Raw genomic sequence first — 18,444 nt, forward strand, 5'->3', positions numbered from 1 at the left:
TCCGTCGACGAGTCCGATCCTAGGAGTGGCCTACTGAGCGGTTCAATGCGTGAATGGCTCGATCCGATACGAGATCGGCTCACTGGTGTGCCGCTGGGGCTATTCTGCGGTCATGGACGTGGTGAGCGACGCGATCGCGGCGGTACGGATCGGACGACCCTCCTCCAACCGGCTGCGGGTCGGCGGGGCCTGGTCGGCCCGCATCCCCGCCTACGAGGGCGCCGGCTTCCATGTGGTGCTGGAGGGCGGCTGCTGGCTGCTGCCGGACGGCGGTGAGCCCGTCCGGCTCGGGGCGGGCGACGCCGTGCTGCTGCCGCACGGGACGGGTCATGTGCTCGCCTCCGCGCCGCTGGACCGGGACGCGGCGGGCCTGGCGGTGCCGATCGAGCGGCTGCTCGCGGCGGTCCGGACGACGCCGCCGCCCGCCCCGGTGGGCCCGCTCGACGGCGCCACGGGACCGCTGCCGGTGCTCGACGGCGCCCCGGGGCCGCTGCCGGTGCTCGGCGCCGCGAGCGGGCCGATCACCGAACTGCTCTGCGGGAAGTACCGCCTGGAGCACAGCAGGTCCCACCCGCTGATGCTGGAGCTGCCGGACGTGGTGCATCTGCCGAACCGGGTCGGAGCCCACCCCCAACTCCGGGCGGCGGTCGACCTGTTGGGTGGTGAACTGGCCGCCGACGGGGCGGGCGGGGCGCTTGCCGTGCCGAGCCTGATCGATCTGCTGCTGGTGTACATGCTGCGGGCCTGGCTGGCCTCGCCCCGGACCGCGGCCGGGGCCGGGTCCGGGTCCGGGCTCGGGCTCGGGGCGGATGCTCCGGTGGCGGGCCCGGGGGCGGAGTTCGGTGCCGTCGGGGCGGAGCCCGGCGCGGGCGGCCGCTGGCCCGCCGCGCTCGGGGACCGGGTGGTGGCGGGCGCGCTGCGGGCCCTGCACGAGGATCCGGCACGGGGGTGGAGCGTCGAGGAGCTGGCCGCGAGCGCGGGGGTCTCCCGGGCGACGCTGACCCGCCGGTTCACCGCCCTGGTCGGCCGGGCGCCGATGGCCTACCTGGCCTGGTGGCGGATGACCCGGGCGGCCGCGCTGCTCCAGCAGACCGCCGATCCGCTGGACGTCATCGCCCGGCGGGTCGGCTATGCGACGCCGTACGCGCTCTCGCACGCCTTCAGTCGGCAGTTCGGGACGACGCCGGGCCGCTACCGGGACCGGATGGCGGCCCATTTCGCTGACGGATGATCAAACTCTTGAACGTTTGAGTTTGCCCGCCCTGTCCCTGTCAAGAGTGCCTCGGCCTACCGCCGGAGTGCCGGTATGTGCAGCGAACGATCGTTTGCCTACCAGGTACATACCAGGTCACGGCTATTGATCGTGGGCGATTCGTCCTTTTCTGTCATGTCCTGTCAGGTCTTGACTCGGAGGATCCTCCAAGTTTCAACCCCTGGTTGGCGTTCATGAAGATAACGAAAGAGCAGGGATTCGCCGGAGCTTGAATTTACTTATTGACGACACTGGACGGCGCCGGGTTAACTCCTGCCACCTCGCCGCAGTGTTGCGGCCCCTGTCACGGAGGCATCCACCCCATGAACGCAACGATGCGTCGCGTCCTCGTCGGCACCGCCGCGGTCTCGATGGCCCTCTCCCTGGCCGCCTGCGGCAAGGCCGGCGCCGACAAGAAGGACAGTGCGAGCTCCGGGGACTCCAAGTCCATCGGCCTGCTGCTGCCGGAGAACGCCTCCTCCACCCGCTACGAGTCCTTCGACCGCCCGTTCATCGAGGCCAAGGTCACCGCCCTCTGCCCGGACTGCAAGGTCCGCTACAGCAACGCCGAGGGCAGCGCGGCCAAGCAGAAGCAGCAGTTCGACACTCTGATCGCCGAGGGCGTCAAGGTGATCGTCCTCGACGCCTTCGACGCCAAGTCCACCCAGGCCTGGGTCAAGGAGGCGGCCGGGAAGGGCGTCAAGGTCGTCGCCTACGACCGCCTCGCCACCGGCCCGGTCTCGGCCTACGTCTCGTTCGACAACGAGAAGGTCGGCGAACTCCAGGGCCAGGCCCTGCTGGACGCCCTCGGCGCCAAGGCCGCGGACGCCAACATCGTGATGATCAACGGCGACGAGGCCGACCCGAACGCCGCGCTCTTCAAGTCCGGTGCCCACAAGGTGCTGGACGGCAAGATCAAGAAGGTGGTGTACGAGCAGTCCGGCGAGTGGAAGCCCACCGTCGCGGGCCAGAAGACCGGCGCCGCCATCACCCAGCTGGGCAAGGACGGCTTCCAGGCCGTCTACTCCGCCAACGACGGCATGGCCGGCGCGATCATCACCCAGCTCAAGGCGGCCGGCGTCAACGTCCCGGTCGGCGGCCAGGACGCCGGCCTCGACGCGATCCAGCGGATCGTCGCCGGGGACCAGGCCTACACCATCTACAAGGCGTACAAGCCGCTCGCCGACAGCGCCGCCGAACTCGCCGTCAGCCTGCTCCAGGGCAAGGACGTCAAGGCCGTCGCCTCCGCCACCGTGGACAGCGACACCGACAAGGGCATCCCGGCCAAGCTGCTGGACCCCAAGGTCGTCACCAAGGCCAACATCACCGCCACCGTCATCGCCGACGGGCTCTACAAGGCCGCCGACATCTGCACCGCCGACTACGCCGCCGCCTGCGCCGCCGCCGGCCTGAAGTGACCCCCCGGCCACTGATGTCCGGTCGCTGACGGCCGGTCGCTGACGGCCGGTGGCCGACGCCCGTCCGGCGCCCTCGCGCGGCGCCGGACGGCGGCCCGTCCCGCCGTCGCCCCCGCTCCCACCCCTCCCCCCCCCGCCACGCACACCCCCGCAGGAGATGGTTCACGTGACAGGCGCACCCGTACTGGCGCTGCGCGCGGTCTCCAAGCGCTTCGGCGCTGTCCAGGCACTCACCGACGTCGACCTCGACGTCCACGCCGGTGAGGTCGTCGCCCTGGTCGGCGACAACGGTGCCGGAAAGTCCACGCTGGTCAAGACGATCGCCGGGGTCCACCCCATCGACGAGGGCACCATCACCTGGGAGGGCCGCCCGGTGCGGATCGGCCGCCCCCAGGACGCCCAGGCCCTCGGCATCGCGACCGTCTACCAGGACCTCGCGCTCTGCGACAACCTCGACGTCGTCGCCAACCTCTTCCTCGGCCGCGAGCTGCGCCGCCGCGGCACCCTGGACGAGGTCGCCATGGAGCGCCGCGCCAAGGAACTCCTGGACACCCTGTCGATCCGCATCCCGAGCGTGCGGATCCCGATCGCCGCGCTCTCCGGCGGCCAGCGCCAGGTGGTCGCCATCGCCCGCGCCCTGGTCGGCGACCCGCGGATCGTCATCCTCGACGAACCGACCGCCGCCCTCGGCGTCGAGCAGACCGCGCAGGTCCTGGACCTCGTCGAGCGGCTGCGCCAGCGCGGCCTCGGCGTCATCCTGATCAGCCACAACATGGCGGACGTCCGCGCGGTCGCCGACACCGTCGCCGTGCTGCGGCTCGGCCGCAACAACGGTGCCTTCCCGGTCGCCGGGACCACGCCCGAGGAGATCATCTCCGCCATCACCGGCGCCACCGACAATGCCGTCACCCGGCGCCAGGCACGTATCGCGGAGGAAGCGAAGTGAGCACCAGCCAGACCACCCCCGCCGCCGACACCCCGGCCCCGGCCGCCGACCCCCGGCTGCTGGTCCGCCAGGGCGGCGTCGCCGGCTACGCCGAGGAGTTCCGCCGCAAGATCCGCAGCGGCGAACTCGGGGCCCTGCCCGTCGTCCTGGGCCTGATCCTGATCGCGATCATCTTCCAGAGCGTCACCGGCCACTTCCTCCAGGCCGACAACCTGACTAACATCACCAAGTGGATCGCCGGCTACGGCCTGATCTCGGTCGGTGTCGTCTTCGTCCTGCTGCTCGGCGAGATCGACCTCTCGCTCGGCTCGGTGGCCGGCGCCTGCGCCGCCGTCACCTCCGTGCTCGCGGTGCGCCAGGGCCTGAACGAGTGGCTGGCGATCCTCCTCGCCCTGCTCACCGCCGGTGCGATGGGCGCCCTGCACGGCTTCTTCTTCGCCCGGATCGGCGTCCCCGCGTTCGTCGTCACCCTGGCCGGCATGCTCGCCTGGAGCGGCCTCCAGGACTACGTGCTCGGCAAGCTCGGCACCGTCAACAACATCAACGACGGCGTCGTCGCCCACCTGGACAACTACTTCCTCGGTGACGGCGACATCCTCTTCGCCTGGCTGCTCGCCGTCCTCGCGGTCGCCGGGTACGGCGCCGCCCAGGTGCTCACCGCCCGCCGCCGCACCGCCGCCGGCCTGCCCGCCAGGCCGGTGGGCGAGATCGCGCTGCGCACCGGCGCCCTGGCCGTGGTCGCCCTGGTCTCCGCCTGGACGCTCAACCAGGACAGCGGTCTGCCGCTGCCCCTGGTGGTGCTGGTCGGCGTGGTCGCGCTCACCGACTTCGTGCTCCGCCGCACCTCCTACGGCCGGCAGATCTTCGCGGTCGGCGGCGGCATCGAGGCGGCCCGCCGGGCCGGCATCAACGTGGCCCGGGTGCGGATCTCGGTCTTCATGATCTCCGCGATGCTGGCCGGCCTCGGCGGCCTGTTCATCGCTTCCCAGCAGGGTTCGGCGGACAAGCTGCTCGGCAGCGGCAATGTGCTGATGAGCGCGATCGCCGCCGCCGTCATCGGCGGGACCAGCCTCTTCGGCGGCCGCGGCAGCACCTGGTCGGCGCTGCTCGGCATGCTGGTGATCCAGTCGATCACCACCGGCCTGGACATGGTGCACGCGGCCCAGGCCATCCAGTACATGATCACCGGCGCGGTGCTGCTGGCCGCGGTGGTGCTCGACTCGGTCTCCCGGCGCACCCAGAAGTCCGCCGGCCGGGGCTGAGCCCGGCGGCGCACCCCGAACGGCCCGGTCCCCACCCCCACGGGGACCGGGCCTCCGCCGTGCCCGGACCCGTCCTCCGGCGTGTCCGGGCACGCCCGGATGTGCCCGGTCGGGACGTTGGTCCCTGCCGCCCGGCCCCTCCGGCCCGCACCCTGGACTGCGGGCCCGCCGACCCACGAAGTCCGGCGGCCCCGACGAGCCAGGGACCCCGCGAGTGAGGACATACCGCCGCCCATGCCCGCCGAGACGATCGTGCACCGTCTGGTCGACGCCTTCTTCACCCACTGCCAGGAGTGCGGCGAACCGCGTGACAGCAACTGCCACCCCCGCGCCCACTGGCGCCTCTACCTCGACCTCGACGCGGAGACCCTGACCCGGCTCCGCCACTGGGCACTCGACCCGGACAGCCCCGTCGGCACCGAGACCGAGCGCACCGTGCTGCTGCACTGGCTGGACGCCCAGGAAGCCTGACCACAACGATCCCTAGCTGTCGGGGTTCCGTGCCAGCTCCAGCGCCTCGCGCAGGCGGCCGTCCGTCGCGGTGAGCAGCCGGGCGGCGGCCGGGGCGTCCACTCCGGCGAGGACGATCAGGACGGCGGCCTTCGCCTCGCCGCCGGTCGCCGCCAGCGCGCGCCGCGCCGTCTCCTCGTCCGCGCCGGTGATGTCGACCACGATCCGCCGCGCCCGCTCGCGGAGCTTGGTGTTGCCGGCCCGGACGTCGACCATCAGGTTCCCGTACGTCCGGCCGAGCCGGACCATGACGGCCGTGGAGATCAGGTTCAGCACCAGCTTCTGCGCCGTCCCCGCCTTGAGCCGGGTGGACCCGGCCAGGACCTCGGGACCGGTCTCCACCTCGATCCCCAGCTCGGCGGCCGCGACCAGCGGTGACCCGGCCGCCCCCGCCAGCCCCACGCCCAGGGCCCCGGCCCGGCGGGCTTCGCGGACCGCTGCCACCGTGTACGGGGTGCGCCCGGAGGCGGAGACGCCGACCACCGTGTCCTCGGGCGTCAGCGCGAGCGCGGCCAGGTCGGCCGCCGCCAGCTCCGGGCGGTCCTCCGCCCCCTCCACCGCGCGGACCAGCGCCGCCGGTCCGCCCGCGATCAGCCCGACCACCCGGCCGGGGTCGGTGCCGAAGGTCGGCGGGCACTCGCTCGCGTCCAGCACCCCCAGTCGCCCGGCCGTCCCGGCGCCCGCGTAGACCAGCCGCCCGCCCCGCGCCATCCGGGCGGCGACGGCGTCCACCACGACGGCGATCCTCGGCAGCTCCCGGGCCACCGCCCCGGCCACCGTGCGGTCCTCGGCGTTCAGCAGCCGCAGCAGCTCGGGCGTGGCCAGCCGGTCGATCCCGGCCCACTCCGGTCGGGCCGTCTCGGTGACCGGCCGGTCGGTGTTCTCCATACGGTGCCCCTCCCCGCGCGGGCCCGCCGCCAACCGGCGCTGCCGCCGACCGGGCGGGGCAGGCCCGGGGGTCACGGACCGGGTGTCGCGGGGTTCGCTCTCGTCCTACCGGCAGCCGTCCGGCGCGGTCCCCGCGGATTCCCACGGCAGTACGGACGCCGCCCCTCGCTCCCCGAAGGGAGGGAGGGGCGGCGTTCCGCTGCCGGGGCACGGGTGGGGCCGCCCTCCGGCCGGGGCGTCAGGCCATCCAGAAGAAGACGGCGGTCATCCGCCGCTCCTCCAGGGTCAGGCCGTGGTACGAGGTCGCGCTGTGGATCAGGTTGGCGTGGTAGACGAGCAGGCGGTTGTAGCGGTTGGGGACACGGACGTCCTCGGTGAAGGCGTCGGCCGGGACGCGGCGGGTGCCGAGCGCCTCGACCAGGTTGTTGTGGGGGGCGGTGACCAGGTTGCCGCCGAGCCGGCCGCCGGGGAACTGCTGGCGGTAGAAGCCGGTTCCGGCGTCCTTCGGCGCGCCGGGGCTGAGGTAGAGGACGGCCGCGAAGCGGCACAGCGCCCGGGAGTCGGTGTGCGGACGCGACTCCGACTCGGCGGTGCCCACCAGTTGGATGCAGTTGTGGTTCAGGGTGCCGCCGCCCGGGGTGCTCTGCACCCAGAGCCGTGACGCTCCGGTGGCCTTGCGGACGAGCGCCTCCACCCGGGCCAGCTCCTCGGGTTCGAGGCCGGGCATGGTGCGCAGTCCGGGCCAGGCTTCCGGCCGGTAGGGGTAGCCCTCGGTCCAGTCGTTGCGCTCGAGGCAGCGGCGGCGGACGGCGTCCGGGTCCGGCAGGACGTCGTCGAACACCCAGTAGTCGCGGCCGGGGGTGGGCTTGCGGTAGGGCAGCACGGGCAGCGCGGTGGTCCGTCCGGGGGGCAGTGGAGGCATGGGCCGACCATAGGAGCGAGCCCCCCCAACTTTCTGCCGTGAGCAGGTCAACCTTTCGTCAAGGTGCCGGTCAGGGTGTACTGGCGGCGCTCGGGGTGGGCCCGCTCAGCAGGAGCCGTCGGCGAGCACGTAGTAGTCGGGGCCGGTCCGACGCAGGGTGTGGACGGTGAAGGTGTTCCACAGCCCCATCGCCTGTCCGGACCCGAGTGCGTACACCAGGCCGCCGCTCAGTGTCGCGCGCCCGGCCGCCACCTGGTGGTAGTTGTCGGTGGTGTAGCACGGGGCCGGGCCGCCCGGCGTGGTGACGGTGACGGTGGTGGAGCGGGTGCCCGTCGTGCCGTCGGCGGCGACCGGGGCCACCGCGTAGCCGTAGGCCGTACCGGCGCTCAGACCGCCGTCGGTCCAAGCGGTGCCGGTCGGGTCCCCGACCGGGGCGCCGTCCCGGAAGACCCGGTAGGAGACGGCCCCGGTGACGGGCTGCCAGCCGAGCGCGACGGTGTCGCCCCCGGTCGCGGTGGCGGTCAGACCGCTCGGCGCGGGCAGCCCGGGGACCGTCGGCCCGGTCCTGTCCAGGCCCCAGAAGACCGCGGTGTGGTAGCCGGAGCAGATCGCGTCCAGGAAGTACGCGCCGGTGGCCCCGCACCGGTCGGTGCCCGAGCCCGGGGCGACGGCCAGTCCGTGCCCCATGCCCGCGATCGAGTACAGCGCGACGGCGGGCCGTCCCCCGGCGTCGTCGTAGCGGGTCTCGGTGGTGCCGCCGGGCAGGCTGCGGGTGCCCGAGGGGTTCTGGCCGATACCCCACACCTCCGTCCACTGGTCGCGCAGTTCGGTGGCGTTCACCGGTCGGACGGTGGTGTCCGCGGTGCCCTGCCAGATCGCCACCCGGGGCCACGGCCCGGGGTGGCCGGGGTCGGCGCGGCGGACCTTCTCCGCCCACTGGGCGGGGGTGAGCCGCTGGTCGTTGTTCTGGCAGGACGAGGCCGCGGCCAGGGTGGCGGCGCAGTGCGCGGGCGGACCGGCGTCGACGGCCCCGCCGGCGAACACGTCCGGATAGTCGGCCAGCAGGTCGGCGGCCATCCCGCCCCCGGCGGACAGGCCGGTGACGAACACCCGGCTCCGGTCCGTGCCGAACAGGTCCCCGGCCCTGGTGACCATCTGCAGTACGGAGGCGGCTTCGCCGACGCCCCGGGCGTTCTGTGCGGCGTCGAACCAGCGGAAGCAGGAGAGCGGGTTGTTGGCGGCGCCGGTCTGCGGGAAGACCACGGCGAAGCCGTAGCGGTCGGCCAGTTCGGGCCAGCCGGAGTGCCGGTAGTAGTCGTCGGCGGTCTGCGTGCAGCCGTGCAGGGCGATCACCAGGGGCGCGCCGCTGGGCAGACCGGCCGGGGCGTAGGTGTACATCGAGAGCTTGCCGGGGTTGCTGCCGAAGCCGGTGACCTGCTGGAAGGTGCCGCTTGTGGCGGTGAGCGCGGATGTGGGCGCGGGCACTGGTGCGGGTGCGGGTGCGGGTGCGGCGTTCGCGGGCGTCGAGGCGGCGGTGGGGAGGAGGAGCGCCATCGTGGTGAGCAGGGCGGCGAGGGCGGTGCGGCCGGTGCGGCCGGTGCGGCCCGCTTGGCGGACCCGGCGGGCGGGTGGTGGAGCGGTGGGGGACACGGCCATCGGGGACTCCGGGTGGGGGAGTACGGGAACTTGCCGTGCAGCGTGCCGCGCCCGCCTCCGGGTCGGCATGTGGCGGGCGGCCGGCCCCCGACGCCCGGTCATGGGTGGTGCCGCCATGGCGGCACCACCGGCACCGCGGTGCGGTCAGGCGCCGGGGCTCAGCGCCGCGGCGACGAGTCCGCACACGGCGACGAAGCCGCAGATCCCGAAGTTGACCAGCTTGTGGGACAGGAAGACGGCGGCGAACTCGCGGATCGTCGCGCTCGGCCAGTAGTACCGGGCGGTGGGGGAACCGCAGACCTGGCCGTTGACCCCGGTGGTGCGGGCCGTCAGGGCGGCCCGGAACGCGTGGAAGTTGTTGGTGACGACCACACAGCGGTAGTCGGGCTTCTCCCGCTCCATGATCTCCTTGCTGAAGAGCAGGTTCTCCTCGGTGGTCCGGGAACGGTCCTCGCGCTCCAGGTGCTCGGCGGGGAAGCCGCGCTCGACCAGGTAGTCCGCCATGGCGTGGGACTCCGGCAGCTTCTCGTCCGGACCCTGGCCGCCCGAGGTGATCAGCACCGGCGGGTTGCCCCGCGCCGCCTGCTTCTCGTAGAGCGCGCGGCCGCGTTCGAGCCGGCTGGCGAGCAGTGGCGGCACCCGCTCGCCGCCGATCAGCCCGGAGCCCAGCACCACCACGAAGTCCACGTCGCCGCGCGGCAGGTGGCGCTGGTAGAGGAAGGCGTAGCCGACGAAGCAGACGAAGAGGAAGGACACGTAGCCGACCACCAGGAGCGCGGTGGCGGCGAGGACGCCGAGCCGCGGGGAGTCGGTGACAACGGCCGCCCCGAGCAGACCGATCAGCGCGAGGATGCCGAGGCCGGCGAGCAGCGACAGCAGGTTCGCCGGCCGCCGGCCCTCCTTGCGGATCATCGTCACCCCGTTGGAGAGGAGGAACCAGACCAGGGCCACCGTGCCGACGGTCGGCAGAAGGGCGATGACGGCCACCGTCAGCTCGGCCACCAGGGTCGGGGCCCGGCGCACCTCCGCTATCAGCGCCAGGGCCAGCAGGGAGACCCCGATGCCGAGCAGTACGGCGTTGCTGAACTTGCGTCGGTCGCGCAGGACTCCGATTCCGCAGAGGAGGAAGAAGAAGGCCGCTGGGGCATAGGCGATCATGTTCGTATCGTAGGGTCCCGCCGAGCCGCCCCGACCGTGGCCTCCTGAGCCGGCGAGGACGCCCCGGTGGCATCGGGGGCGGTCGCCCCCGGGCCCTTTCCTGTGGAGTGCCGGCGGTCCGTCAGGTCGTCGGCCGGACTGTCCTGCCGCCCGACCCGGCGGACGCCCGGGACGACGGCCGCTCCGCCGCAGGCCAGCGCGACCAGGGCGGCCGTGACCAGCAGCGGTCCGGTGCTCCCCCAGGCGTCGGCGGCCAGTGGTGCGAGCGTGTAGCCCAGCGGGGCGGCGGCGAGCGACAGCAGCCAGTCGTAGGAGGTGACCCGGGCCAGCACCTGGGGCGGGAACTCCTGCTGCACCACGGTCTGCCAGACCGGGTTGAGGAAGCCCAGCCCGGTCATCGCCAGGGCGTACGAGGCGACGGTGACCGGTGCGGGCGCCGTCACTGCCAGGGCGACCAGCGGCAGGGCGTACAGGGCGAGGCCGAGGGTGGAGACCAGCAGCGGGCGCCGGGGCCGGAACCGGCCGGCGAGCAGTGAACCGGCCAGCATACCGAAGGCGGCGGCCTGGGTCATCGCGATCCACACGCCCTCCCCGCCCATCCGTCGGGAGGCGATCAGCGGCCCGAGGGTGAGCAGGACGGCGGCGGCGCCGTTCCACACGGCGTGGCCGATCAGGCTGGTCCAGTACCAGTCGCGCGAGCGCACCTCGCTCCAGCCCCGGACCAGGTCGGCGCGCAGCGACCTGCGCTCGGCGGGGGTGTGGCGCACCTTCAGCCGCGTCAGCAGCGCCGCGCTGACCAGGAAGGAGGCGCCGTCCAGCAGGAACGCCCAACCGGGGCCCGCGGTCAGGACGAGGACGCCGGCCAGGGCCGGGCCGCCGAGCCGGGCGCCGTTGACGGCCGAGGCCAGCAGGGCGTTGGCGCGCATCCGCTGCGGCCCGTCCACGGCGGCCGCGACCAGCGGACTGGCGGTCGGCATGGCGAACGCCGAGGCGATGCCGCCCACCGCCTCGGCGGCGGCGATGGCGGCCAGGCTGGGCCGGCCGCCGAGGAGTTCGAGGCCGACGGCGATCTGGGCGGCGGCCCGGACCAGGTCGGTGACGAGCGCGACCAGCCGGGGGTCGACCCGGTCCCCGACGACGCCACCCAGGGGGAGCAGCAGCAGGCGCGGGACCATCGCACAGCCCAGGACCAGGGCCAGCGCGGAGGAGGAGCCGGTCGCCCGGGTGACGGCGATGGCGAGGGCGGCGGGGACGACGGCGTCCCCCAGCGTGGAGATCGTCCGGCCGAGGAAGAGCAGCCGGAAGGCGGGCAGGCGCAGCGGGTGCGGGTGGTGGGTCGAAGTCACGGGAGCACTGTATTTCGGTGCCGAAATTTCGTCAACGAAATATTGGGAACCGAAAAACCCCAGGTCCGGGGCCGCCTAGACTCGGGGGCATGACACCCGCGACGCACCGGACGGCGGCCGACCGGCCCCGCGACTGGACCGACGGCCACGTCGAGCGCTGGCGGCCGGTGCTGCCGCACCTGGACCCGGACGTCGAGGGCGCCGTCACCCGGATGAGCAAGCTCACCCGGCACCTCGGCCGGGTCCGTGAGCAGGGGGTGGCCGACTACGGACTGCAGAAGCACGAGTTCGACACCCTGCACGGGCTGGCCGGCCGCGGCGGGCGGGCCACCCCGTCCGAGCTGCGCGGTGACCTCGGCCTGGCGCCCGCCTCGGTGACCGGGCGTCTGGAAGCACTCGAACGGCGCGGATTCATCGTCCGCACGCCCTCCAGTGACGACCGTCGCCGGGTCGACGTCGAACTGACCGAGCAGGGCCGGCTGGCCTGGGCACAGGCGCTGGACGTGGTCGGCCGGGAGGAGCACCGCCTGCTCGGCGTGCTCTCCCCGGCCGAGCGGCACCAGCTCGCCGATCTGCTGCGCCGCGTGCTGCTGGTCGCCGAGGGGCCGCCTCCGGAGCCCGGATCGCGCACCGGACCGCAGCCCGGCGCCGACCCCCGGCTCGGCCCGGCGGCCGCGGCCTGGACCGACTGCGGCGCCGAGCCCAGGACCGACCCCCCGGAGGCCGACTGGCACGGCTAGAGCTGCGGCCAGGGCCAGGGCCAGCGCTGGAGCCGCGGGTCAGGGGCAGAGCCGGCGCCACGGCCAGGGCGGTGCCCGGCGGAGTCGCGTCGGCCCCGGGGGTCAGCTCCAGGGGCCGACCGTGAGCCGGATCCGGGCGTCGGGGCCGAGGGTCGGGTAGGTGGTGGCCGGCAGGGGGATGTGGGCGAGCCAGGCATCGGCCCGCGGGTCCTCGTCCGGCAGCGGCGGGCCGGTCGGGTGGAGGTCCCGGATCGCGCCGTCCACCTCGGAGTTCCAGTGCGCCCAGGCCGCCGGGCGCGGGGAGTCGGTGTCCACGTCGACGATCAGGGCGTCCGCGAAGTCGGCGGTCTGCTCCAGGTGGTCGCCGAAGCCGAAGAACCCGTTGTGCTCCTTGAGGCCGAGCACCCGCAGGTCGAGCGCGAACCGCACCGGTTCGCTCGCACCCGGCCGCGCCGCGTCCACCGCCGCGTCCACCGCCGCGCGCTCCGCGTCCTCCCGGCGCGGGAGCAGCTTGCTGGAGAGGAAGGTGGTCGCCAGCTGGACGGCGCCGTCCCTGGTGGCCCGGGCCTGGAGGGTGGCCGAGGTGGGGTCGGAGAGCTGGATCGGGCACCAGTGCGGGGCCGCGCGTTCGTGCAGCAGTACCGGCAGCCCGCGGACCTGGAGCCGTACCTCGGCCTGCCAGGTGACGTCCGGGTCGCGGTCGGACAGCTTCACGTCGACCAGGTCGGCGCGGGCCCTGAGGTCGCCGAACAGGAAGCGGCGCAGGTTCTGGTACCCCTCCTCGGAGTTGACCAGTCCGTACCGGCCGCTGTGGCTGCGGTGGGTGAACGCCCGGTTGGCGCCGGTGACCTGGGCGTTCTCGATCTGCACCAGGCCGTCGCTGCGCGGGCCGACGGCCGAGGCCGAGAGGCCGTGGGCGACGTCGTAGTCGCCGGAGTCGGTGCCGATCATGCAGAAGACCCGGTCGAGCGGGAACCCGCCCGCGGCCTCCTGCGGCGTCCCGCTGCCGTCGTCGTCCGGCATGTCGACGGCCCGCCAGCCGTCCGGCGGCCCGTCCGGATCGGGGTTCGGCGTCAGGTACTGGTACATCCGGTCGGGGCCGAAGACATCGGAGCCGTTCAGGGCGAAGGTGTCGCGCAGGGCCTCGGGAATGCCGAAGCCGACGGCGAAGGTGATGCCGCCGTGTGGCGTTCCGTAGGTGAACAGTTTCGACACGTAGTCGCTGGCGCGCTTTCCCTGGCGCTGCTCGGGGATGACCTTCTGGAGCAGGCAGCGGCAGATCAGTCCGCCCATCGAGTGGGCGACCAGGTGGACTTGCGGTGCCCCGGTGCGCTCCTGGAGGTCCTCGATCAGCCGGAGGAGGTCCTCGGCGGCGTGCTCCAGGCTGAACGCCTCGGGTTCGCCGCCCCAGGTGCCGGAGCAGCGGTCGTAGAAACGGTGGATCCAGATGCTGTCGGGGCGGATGTCCTTGGGGTGGTTCGCCAGATAGGCCTCCTGGCCGCCCTCGACGAAGACGCGGTAGCCCTCGTCGGTGAGCAGACGTACTAACGGACTTTCGAACTGGTAGAAGACGGGGGAGTCCTGGCGCCCGACGCGGATGTGCGTCGAGCCTTCGTTGAATCCGTAGAACGGATCCGTCACGGCCTTCTCGATCCCGGGGGTGCCACCGGCGTATCCCCGGACGTAGACGATCGGGAGTCTGGAGGACGGCGTACTCATGGCCGGCCTGCCCTCTCGGCGGCCGGTACCGGCCGGTACCGGCCGACCCATTGACGTGGGAGCTTCTTCCTCCCAGTGTCGGCCGCCGGGGCGGCCCTGTCACCCCCCGTGTGCGGAACGTTGATGGGTCGTCACTGCCCGTTCCGGCCGGGGGATGGGAGGCCGGACGGTCAGCGGCGGTCGGGCGGCAGCAGCGCGGCGAGTCCGTCGAGGATGCGGTCGAGGCCGAAGTCGAACCGGGCGTCCAGGTCGGGGCCGGTGAGGTCGTCGGCCATCGCGACGAGGTTGGGGAACTCCGCGGCGGGCAGCGCCCGGAAGCGCTCGGCGGCGGCGTCGGCCACCTCGCGCCGCCCGGCGCCGGCGGTCTCGGCGGCCGCCATCGGGGACTGCTCCTGGAGGACGAAGCCCTGGACGTACGCGCCGAGCAGGTAGGAGATCATCGCGCTGTCGGCGGGGGAGAAGCCGGCCTCCCGCAGCCGGTCGAGCTGGTCCTCCATCAGCCGCAGCAGATGGGGCCCCGGGGCGAGCCGGCCCGCCACCACCTTGGCCGCGTCCCGCCTGCCCAGCAGGTGGGCACGGTAGCGCCGGCAGTAGCCGCGCAGCTGGGTGCGCCAGTCGCCGGTGCGCGGCGGGGCCTCGGCGTCGGCCATCAGCGCGTCGTTGAGCAGGTCGAGCAGTTCCTCCTTGTTGCGGACGTGCCAGTACAGCGAGGCGGCCTTGACCCCGACCTCGGCGGCGACCTTGCGCATCGACAGGCCGGCCAGGCCCTCGCGTTCCAGGACCCGCAGGGCGGCCTGGGCGAGGGCGTCGCGGGTGAGTCCGGGCTGAGTGGCGTCGTCCTCGTCGGCCGGCATGAGGTCCTCGCTGTTCGTCGGGCGGGGTGGGGCGGGGGCGGGGCACGGCGGGGCGGGGCGCGGGCCTCGGGCTCAGGGCCCCGGAATTCCACTTGCAATCTAACACCGTTAGGTGCACGCTGTCCCCCGTCGAACCCGCCCCTAACGCCGTTAGGGATCCTGGAAGCAATCGAGAGGAACACCCGATGGGGGAGAGCGGGGCGCCGGACGTCCGGCGTCGCCAGCGGCTCGCGCTCGCGACGCTGTGCACCACCATGTTCATGTCCATGCTGGACAACGTCATCGTCAACAACGCGCTGCCGCGCATAGGCGAGGACCTCGACGCGGGCATCACCGGCCTCCAGTGGGTCGCCGAGGGTTACAGCCTGGTCTTCGCCGCGCTGCTGCTCACCGGCGGCGCGCTCGGCGACCGGTACGGCCGTACCGCCGTCTTCCGGCTCGGCCTGGCGCTGTTCACGCTGGGATCGGCCGCCGGGGCCCTGGCCGGAACGGTCGGGACGCTGGTCGCCGCCCGGACGCTCCAGGGCGTCGGCGCGGCGCTGCTCACCCCCGGCAGCCTCGCCATCCTGCGGCACGTGTTCACCGACGAACGGGAACGCACCCGCGCCATCGGCCGGTGGTCCGGCGTCTCCGCGCTCGGTCTCTCGGTCGGCCCGGTGGTCGGCGGCCCGATGGTCGAGGCCTTCGGCTGGGCGAGCGTCTTCTGGATCAACGTCCCGATCGGCATCGCCGCGCTCGTCCTGTCGGCCCGGGTGCTCCCGGTCGTCCCGGGCCGGGCCCGGCGGATCGACTTCGGTGGCCTCGTGCTCTCGGCGCTCGGCCTCGGCGCGGCCGTCCACACCCTGGTCGAGGGCCCGGACCGGGGCTGGACGGACGGCCGGGTGCTCACCACCGCGGCGCTCGCGGTGCTGCTGCTGACGGCGTTCCTGCTGCTCGAACTGCGGATCGCCGAGCCGATGCTCGACCTCCGGCTGTTCCGCGACGGCGTGCTCGGCGGCGCGCTGCTGGGCGGATTCGCGGTGAGCTTCGGAATGTTCGGCGCGCTGTTCTTCCTGCCGCTGCTGATGCAGGGCGTCCTGGACTGGTCCCCGACGGCCGCCGGCCTGGCCGGGCTGCCGATGACGGCCATGATCGTCGTCGCGGGCCCGCTCTCGGCGCGGCTGACCGGCCGGTACGGGCCCCGGCTCCCGCTGGTGCTGGGCATCGCCCTGTGCGCGTTCGGTCTCGCCGGCCTGTCCCTTTACGGCGAGAACGCCCACTACACGGAGTACCTGTGGACGCTGTTCGTCCTCGGCCTGGGCCTGGGGACGACCTTCACCCCGGTCTCGATCGCCGTCCTGCAGCGGGTCGCCCCGGAGCGGATCGGTACCGCCTCGGCGACCGTCAACACCCTGCGCGAACTGGGCGGCGTGCTCGGCATCGCCGTCCTCGGTGCCGTCCTGACCCACCGCCTGGCCGACTCCCTGTCCGGCCTCGGCCTCCCGCCCGACGCCCTGACCGCCGCCACCGCGCCGGGTGCGGGCACCGCCGCGCTGCCCGGACCGGTCCGGTCGGCCGTCGAGGCGGCCTTCACCGACGGCATCCAGCTCGCCCTGCGCTGCGGTTCCGCCGCCCTGGCCCTGGCCGCCGTCCTGGTCGCCCTGCTCCTGCGCGGTGCCGCGCAGGGCTTGCAGGGCCCGGCCGCCGCCCGGCCCCGCCCGGAGGCCCCGGTCGGCGCCCGCCCGGAGTGAGCGGCCCGGCCGAACGGTGGCGGGCCGGGCGGTCAGCGGAAAACGGCGATCGCGTGGACGTCCAGCACCGCCTCGGCGGCGTCCCAGCCGTGGACCGTGCCCAGGCAGTACCCGGCGCGGGTCCGCGCGTCGGTCTCGGAGTCGCTCAGCCCCGGCCGGGTGCAGGTCACCCGCACCCGCCCCGTCCGGGAGAGGTCACCGGGGAGGGTGTACCGGGCCATGAAGACCAGATCGCCCTCGCTGGCGCCGGGTGCGGGCTCGACGGCCTGGAACTTCCCCCGGAGCAGCACATAGGCCTCCGCCTCGGAGAGCCGGACGCCGGGCGGTCGCGGCCCGGACTCCTCGATCGCGTCCAGGGACCGCGCCAGGGCGCGGTTCTTCCGGACGGTGCCGGTCAGCAGATTGGCGTGGATGATGCCGTCCCGGTCGTCGAGCGCCTTGATGATGACGCCGATCACGTCGATCGGGGCATCGCTCCGCACGTACCTGCTGATCCGCTCCTCCGCCGCCTCCGTGCCGATGCCGACCGAAGTGCCCGGCAACTCCCCGCCGATGTGGAGGTTGCGGGTGATCCGTTGTTCGACCTCCTGGGTCAGGGCTGCGGTGTAGCGGCCCATGCGGTAGATGTCCATGACGGCCTTGTCGTCCAGGTGGACGCAGGCCTTGGTGGTGACGTCCACACCGGCGGGCGGCCGGTTGCGGCGCAACTCCCGCCCGGCGATGGCGAGGAGCGCGACCAGGCAGCCGAACGCCACCAGCCAGGCGGCGAGTTCGAGCCGGAGAACGCCCCACGAGTGTTCGTCGAGGATGGTCACGGGTCTCCTTTCACGGGGTTCGCGAGGGTGTCGGGGTCCGCGAGGGTTCCTCGGTCCGCGAGGGTGCCGGGGTCTGCGAGGCTGCCGGGGGCCGGGACGGCCCGGTGGCCGTCGCCGGGGTGTCGGCCTCGTACTGGGCGAGGAGGCGCTGGACGACCTCGGGTCGGTCGGGGAAGTAGAGGGCGTTGCCGATCGGCCGCTCCAGCCTGGGGTCCCGGGCGACGGTCGGGTCGACCGGGCGGCGCAGCGTGAGCCGCATGATCTTCTTCTGCGCGGCGGGTGCGAGCAGCCAGGCGAGCACCCGGTCGTAGGCGGTGCGCTTCGCCGGGTCGAGCAGCAGCAGCGGGTAGTCGGACAGCACGATGCCGTCCTGCGGGTAGACGAGGTCCAGCGGTTCGCGCAGCCGCCCGTCCCCGTCCAGGGCGAGCAGGTCCGACTCGTAGGCGATCACCGCATCGGTGTCGTTCTGGTGGTCGAGGTAGTTGTCGACCAGGGCGTGGGTGGACGCCGCGGCGAGGGTCCGGCCCGCCAGGAAGCCGCGGACCCGGTCCTGGGCGACGTCCTCGGGGCGGAGCGCCTCACCGGTTCCGGCGCCGGCGGTCGCCACGGCGACCAGGGCGGCGAGACCGCTGTGGGCGACGTTCGGGTCGGTCATGGCGTAGCGCAGCTGTCCGCGCTCGGCCGCCCCGGCGATGTCGGCCCAGGACGGCTGCCGTTCGCCGCCGCCGGGCCACAGGCGGTCCGCGGTGCTCCGTTTCACCCCGAGGACCAGCGGCGACATCATGGTGCGGGTGGAGAGCGGGGCACCGGTCCCGCCGGCGGCCTTGAGGTTGAGCCGCAGCCAGCGGTCGGAGGAGAGCCAGGCCAGGTCGTGCCGGTCGGCCCGGCCGGAGCCGAGGAGGTCGCTCGCGCTCACGGTGCCGCCGAACTCCAGCTGGAGGGTGATCCCGGTGTCGCGGCGCAGCTCGTCCAGGACCGGCCGCAGGTCGGTCAGTTCGGCGCTGGCCAGGACGGACAGGGTGGTGCCGGCGGGGGTGCCCGAACCGCAGGCGGCCATCGGGGCGGCGGAGCAGACGAGCAGGACCAGGGTCAGCAGCGACCGGGCGAGCGGCCGGGGCAGGCGGCGGGACACGGGGCGGGACGCGGGGCGGGCGAGGGTGCGGGCGAGGGGCCGGGTTCGACCGGCGCGCCCTCGGTGGCGGTGCCACCGGACCGGTCGGTTCACGGT

General features: G+C 73.7%; 15 protein-coding genes and 2 pseudogenes. 8 read left to right on the forward strand and 9 right to left on the reverse strand.

Annotated features, from left to right (window positions below):
• Positions 1 to 112: 112 nt before the first annotated feature.
• From ADK60_RS48325 to ADK60_RS07790, 6 genes and pseudogenes are all read left to right on the forward strand, one after another.
• Positions 113 to 751: pseudogene (locus ADK60_RS48325) on the forward strand (cupin domain-containing protein); the annotation flags it as partial.
• Positions 734 to 1,231 carry a helix-turn-helix domain-containing protein gene (locus ADK60_RS48330; RefSeq protein ID WP_502687404.1) on the forward strand — a complete coding sequence of 166 codons (498 nt, stop codon included), beginning with the start codon at positions 734 to 736 and terminating at the stop codon, positions 1,229 to 1,231. The pseudogene ADK60_RS48325 and the gene ADK60_RS48330, both read left to right, overlap by 18 nt.
• A gap of 344 nt (positions 1,232 to 1,575) precedes the next feature.
• Positions 1,576 to 2,670 carry a sugar ABC transporter substrate-binding protein gene (locus ADK60_RS07775; protein ID WP_030394800.1) on the forward strand — a complete coding sequence of 365 codons (1,095 nt, stop codon included), beginning with the start codon at positions 1,576 to 1,578 and terminating at the stop codon, positions 2,668 to 2,670.
• Between the two features lie 157 nt (positions 2,671 to 2,827).
• Complete coding sequence (locus ADK60_RS07780) at positions 2,828 to 3,616, forward strand: ATP-binding cassette domain-containing protein (RefSeq protein WP_078896788.1); 789 nt, start codon at positions 2,828 to 2,830, stop codon at positions 3,614 to 3,616.
• Entirely contained in the window at positions 3,613 to 4,878 is a 1,266-nt protein-coding gene (locus ADK60_RS07785; protein WP_053644346.1) for a sugar ABC transporter permease, read from the forward strand. The genes ADK60_RS07780 and ADK60_RS07785 overlap by 4 nt, the downstream gene beginning before the upstream one ends.
• A gap of 234 nt (positions 4,879 to 5,112) precedes the next feature.
• Complete coding sequence (locus ADK60_RS07790; protein WP_053644348.1) at positions 5,113 to 5,349, forward strand: hypothetical protein; 237 nt, start codon at positions 5,113 to 5,115, stop codon at positions 5,347 to 5,349.
• 12 nt (positions 5,350 to 5,361) lie between these two features.
• On the opposite strand, the gene murQ is transcribed toward ADK60_RS07790, so the two are convergent.
• The 5 genes from murQ to ADK60_RS07815 form a co-directional block, all read right to left on the reverse strand.
• The gene (gene murQ / locus ADK60_RS07795) at positions 5,362 to 6,276 is read right to left on the reverse strand and encodes an N-acetylmuramic acid 6-phosphate etherase (protein ID WP_053644350.1); all 915 of its coding nucleotides are present in this window, start codon (positions 6,274 to 6,276) and stop codon (positions 5,362 to 5,364) included.
• 238 nt (positions 6,277 to 6,514) lie between these two features.
• Positions 6,515 to 7,198: a DUF6445 family protein gene (locus ADK60_RS07800; protein ID WP_053644352.1), complete on the reverse strand. Its 684-nt coding sequence runs from the start codon at positions 7,196 to 7,198 to the stop codon at positions 6,515 to 6,517.
• A 105-nt stretch (positions 7,199 to 7,303) separates the two neighbouring features.
• Complete coding sequence (locus tag ADK60_RS41600) at positions 7,304 to 8,752, reverse strand: extracellular catalytic domain type 1 short-chain-length polyhydroxyalkanoate depolymerase (RefSeq protein ID WP_079008149.1); 1,449 nt, start codon at positions 8,750 to 8,752, stop codon at positions 7,304 to 7,306.
• Between the two features lie 246 nt (positions 8,753 to 8,998).
• Positions 8,999 to 10,012, reverse strand: a complete 1,014-nt coding sequence (locus tag ADK60_RS07810) for a YdcF family protein (RefSeq protein ID WP_053644356.1) — start codon at positions 10,010 to 10,012, stop codon at positions 8,999 to 9,001.
• Positions 10,009 to 11,358: an MFS transporter gene (locus tag ADK60_RS07815; protein WP_063783082.1), complete on the reverse strand. Its 1,350-nt coding sequence runs from the start codon at positions 11,356 to 11,358 to the stop codon at positions 10,009 to 10,011. Before ADK60_RS07815 ends, ADK60_RS07810 begins: the two co-directional genes overlap by 4 nt.
• An 89-nt stretch (positions 11,359 to 11,447) precedes the next feature.
• Here ADK60_RS07815 and ADK60_RS07820 point away from each other — a divergent pair.
• Positions 11,448 to 11,960, forward strand: a pseudogene (locus tag ADK60_RS07820) (MarR family winged helix-turn-helix transcriptional regulator); the annotation flags it as partial.
• Between the two features lie 240 nt (positions 11,961 to 12,200).
• On the opposite strand, the gene ADK60_RS07825 reads toward ADK60_RS07820, so the two are convergent.
• Complete coding sequence (locus tag ADK60_RS07825; protein WP_053644358.1) at positions 12,201 to 13,817, reverse strand: alpha/beta fold hydrolase; 1,617 nt, start codon at positions 13,815 to 13,817, stop codon at positions 12,201 to 12,203.
• A gap of 170 nt (positions 13,818 to 13,987) precedes the next feature.
• On the reverse strand, positions 13,988 to 14,671 hold the full coding sequence (locus tag ADK60_RS07830) for a TetR/AcrR family transcriptional regulator (protein WP_045941938.1): 684 nt from the start codon (positions 14,669 to 14,671) through the stop codon (positions 13,988 to 13,990).
• A gap of 185 nt (positions 14,672 to 14,856) precedes the next feature.
• Between ADK60_RS07830 and ADK60_RS07835 the strand changes: the two genes are divergently transcribed.
• Entirely contained in the window at positions 14,857 to 16,401 is a 1,545-nt protein-coding gene (locus ADK60_RS07835) for an MFS transporter (protein ID WP_053644361.1), read from the forward strand.
• A gap of 32 nt (positions 16,402 to 16,433) precedes the next feature.
• Here ADK60_RS07835 and ADK60_RS07840 read toward each other — a convergent pair whose 3' ends face one another.
• Both ADK60_RS07840 and ADK60_RS07845 read right to left on the reverse strand, forming a co-directional pair.
• The gene (locus ADK60_RS07840) at positions 16,434 to 17,216 is read right to left on the reverse strand and encodes a hypothetical protein (protein WP_053644362.1); all 783 of its coding nucleotides are present in this window, start codon (positions 17,214 to 17,216) and stop codon (positions 16,434 to 16,436) included.
• Positions 17,217 to 17,226: 10 nt separating this feature from the next.
• On the reverse strand, positions 17,227 to 18,444 hold a 1,218-nt coding region (locus ADK60_RS07845; protein ID WP_286185259.1), incomplete at its 5' end, for a substrate-binding domain-containing protein.

This window comes from Streptomyces sp. XY431, assembly GCF_001279805.1.
Lineage (GTDB): Bacteria > Actinomycetota > Actinomycetes > Streptomycetales > Streptomycetaceae > Kitasatospora > Kitasatospora purpeofusca.

Coding starts and splice junctions, on each gene's coding strand:
- ADK60_RS07810 (WP_053644356.1), bottom strand. CDS start 10,012: ATGATCGCCTATGCCCCAGCGGCCTTCTTCTTCCTCCTCTGCGGAATC.
- ADK60_RS07830 (WP_045941938.1), bottom strand. CDS start 14,671: ATGCCGGCCGACGAGGACGACGCCACTCAGCCCGGACTCACCCGCGAC.
- ADK60_RS07825 (WP_053644358.1), bottom strand. CDS start 13,817: ATGAGTACGCCGTCCTCCAGACTCCCGATCGTCTACGTCCGGGGATAC.
- ADK60_RS07835 (WP_053644361.1), top strand. CDS start 14,857: ATGGGGGAGAGCGGGGCGCCGGACGTCCGGCGTCGCCAGCGGCTCGCG.
- ADK60_RS07800 (WP_053644352.1), bottom strand. CDS start 7,198: ATGCCTCCACTGCCCCCCGGACGGACCACCGCGCTGCCCGTGCTGCCC.
- ADK60_RS48330 (WP_502687404.1), top strand. CDS start 734: ATGCTGCGGGCCTGGCTGGCCTCGCCCCGGACCGCGGCCGGGGCCGGG.
- ADK60_RS41600 (WP_079008149.1), bottom strand. CDS start 8,752: ATGGCGCTCCTCCTCCCCACCGCCGCCTCGACGCCCGCGAACGCCGCA.
- ADK60_RS07775 (WP_030394800.1), top strand. CDS start 1,576: ATGAACGCAACGATGCGTCGCGTCCTCGTCGGCACCGCCGCGGTCTCG.
- murQ (WP_053644350.1), bottom strand. CDS start 6,276: ATGGAGAACACCGACCGGCCGGTCACCGAGACGGCCCGACCGGAGTGG.
- ADK60_RS07780 (WP_078896788.1), top strand. CDS start 2,828: ATGGTTCACGTGACAGGCGCACCCGTACTGGCGCTGCGCGCGGTCTCC.
- ADK60_RS07790 (WP_053644348.1), top strand. CDS start 5,113: ATGCCCGCCGAGACGATCGTGCACCGTCTGGTCGACGCCTTCTTCACC.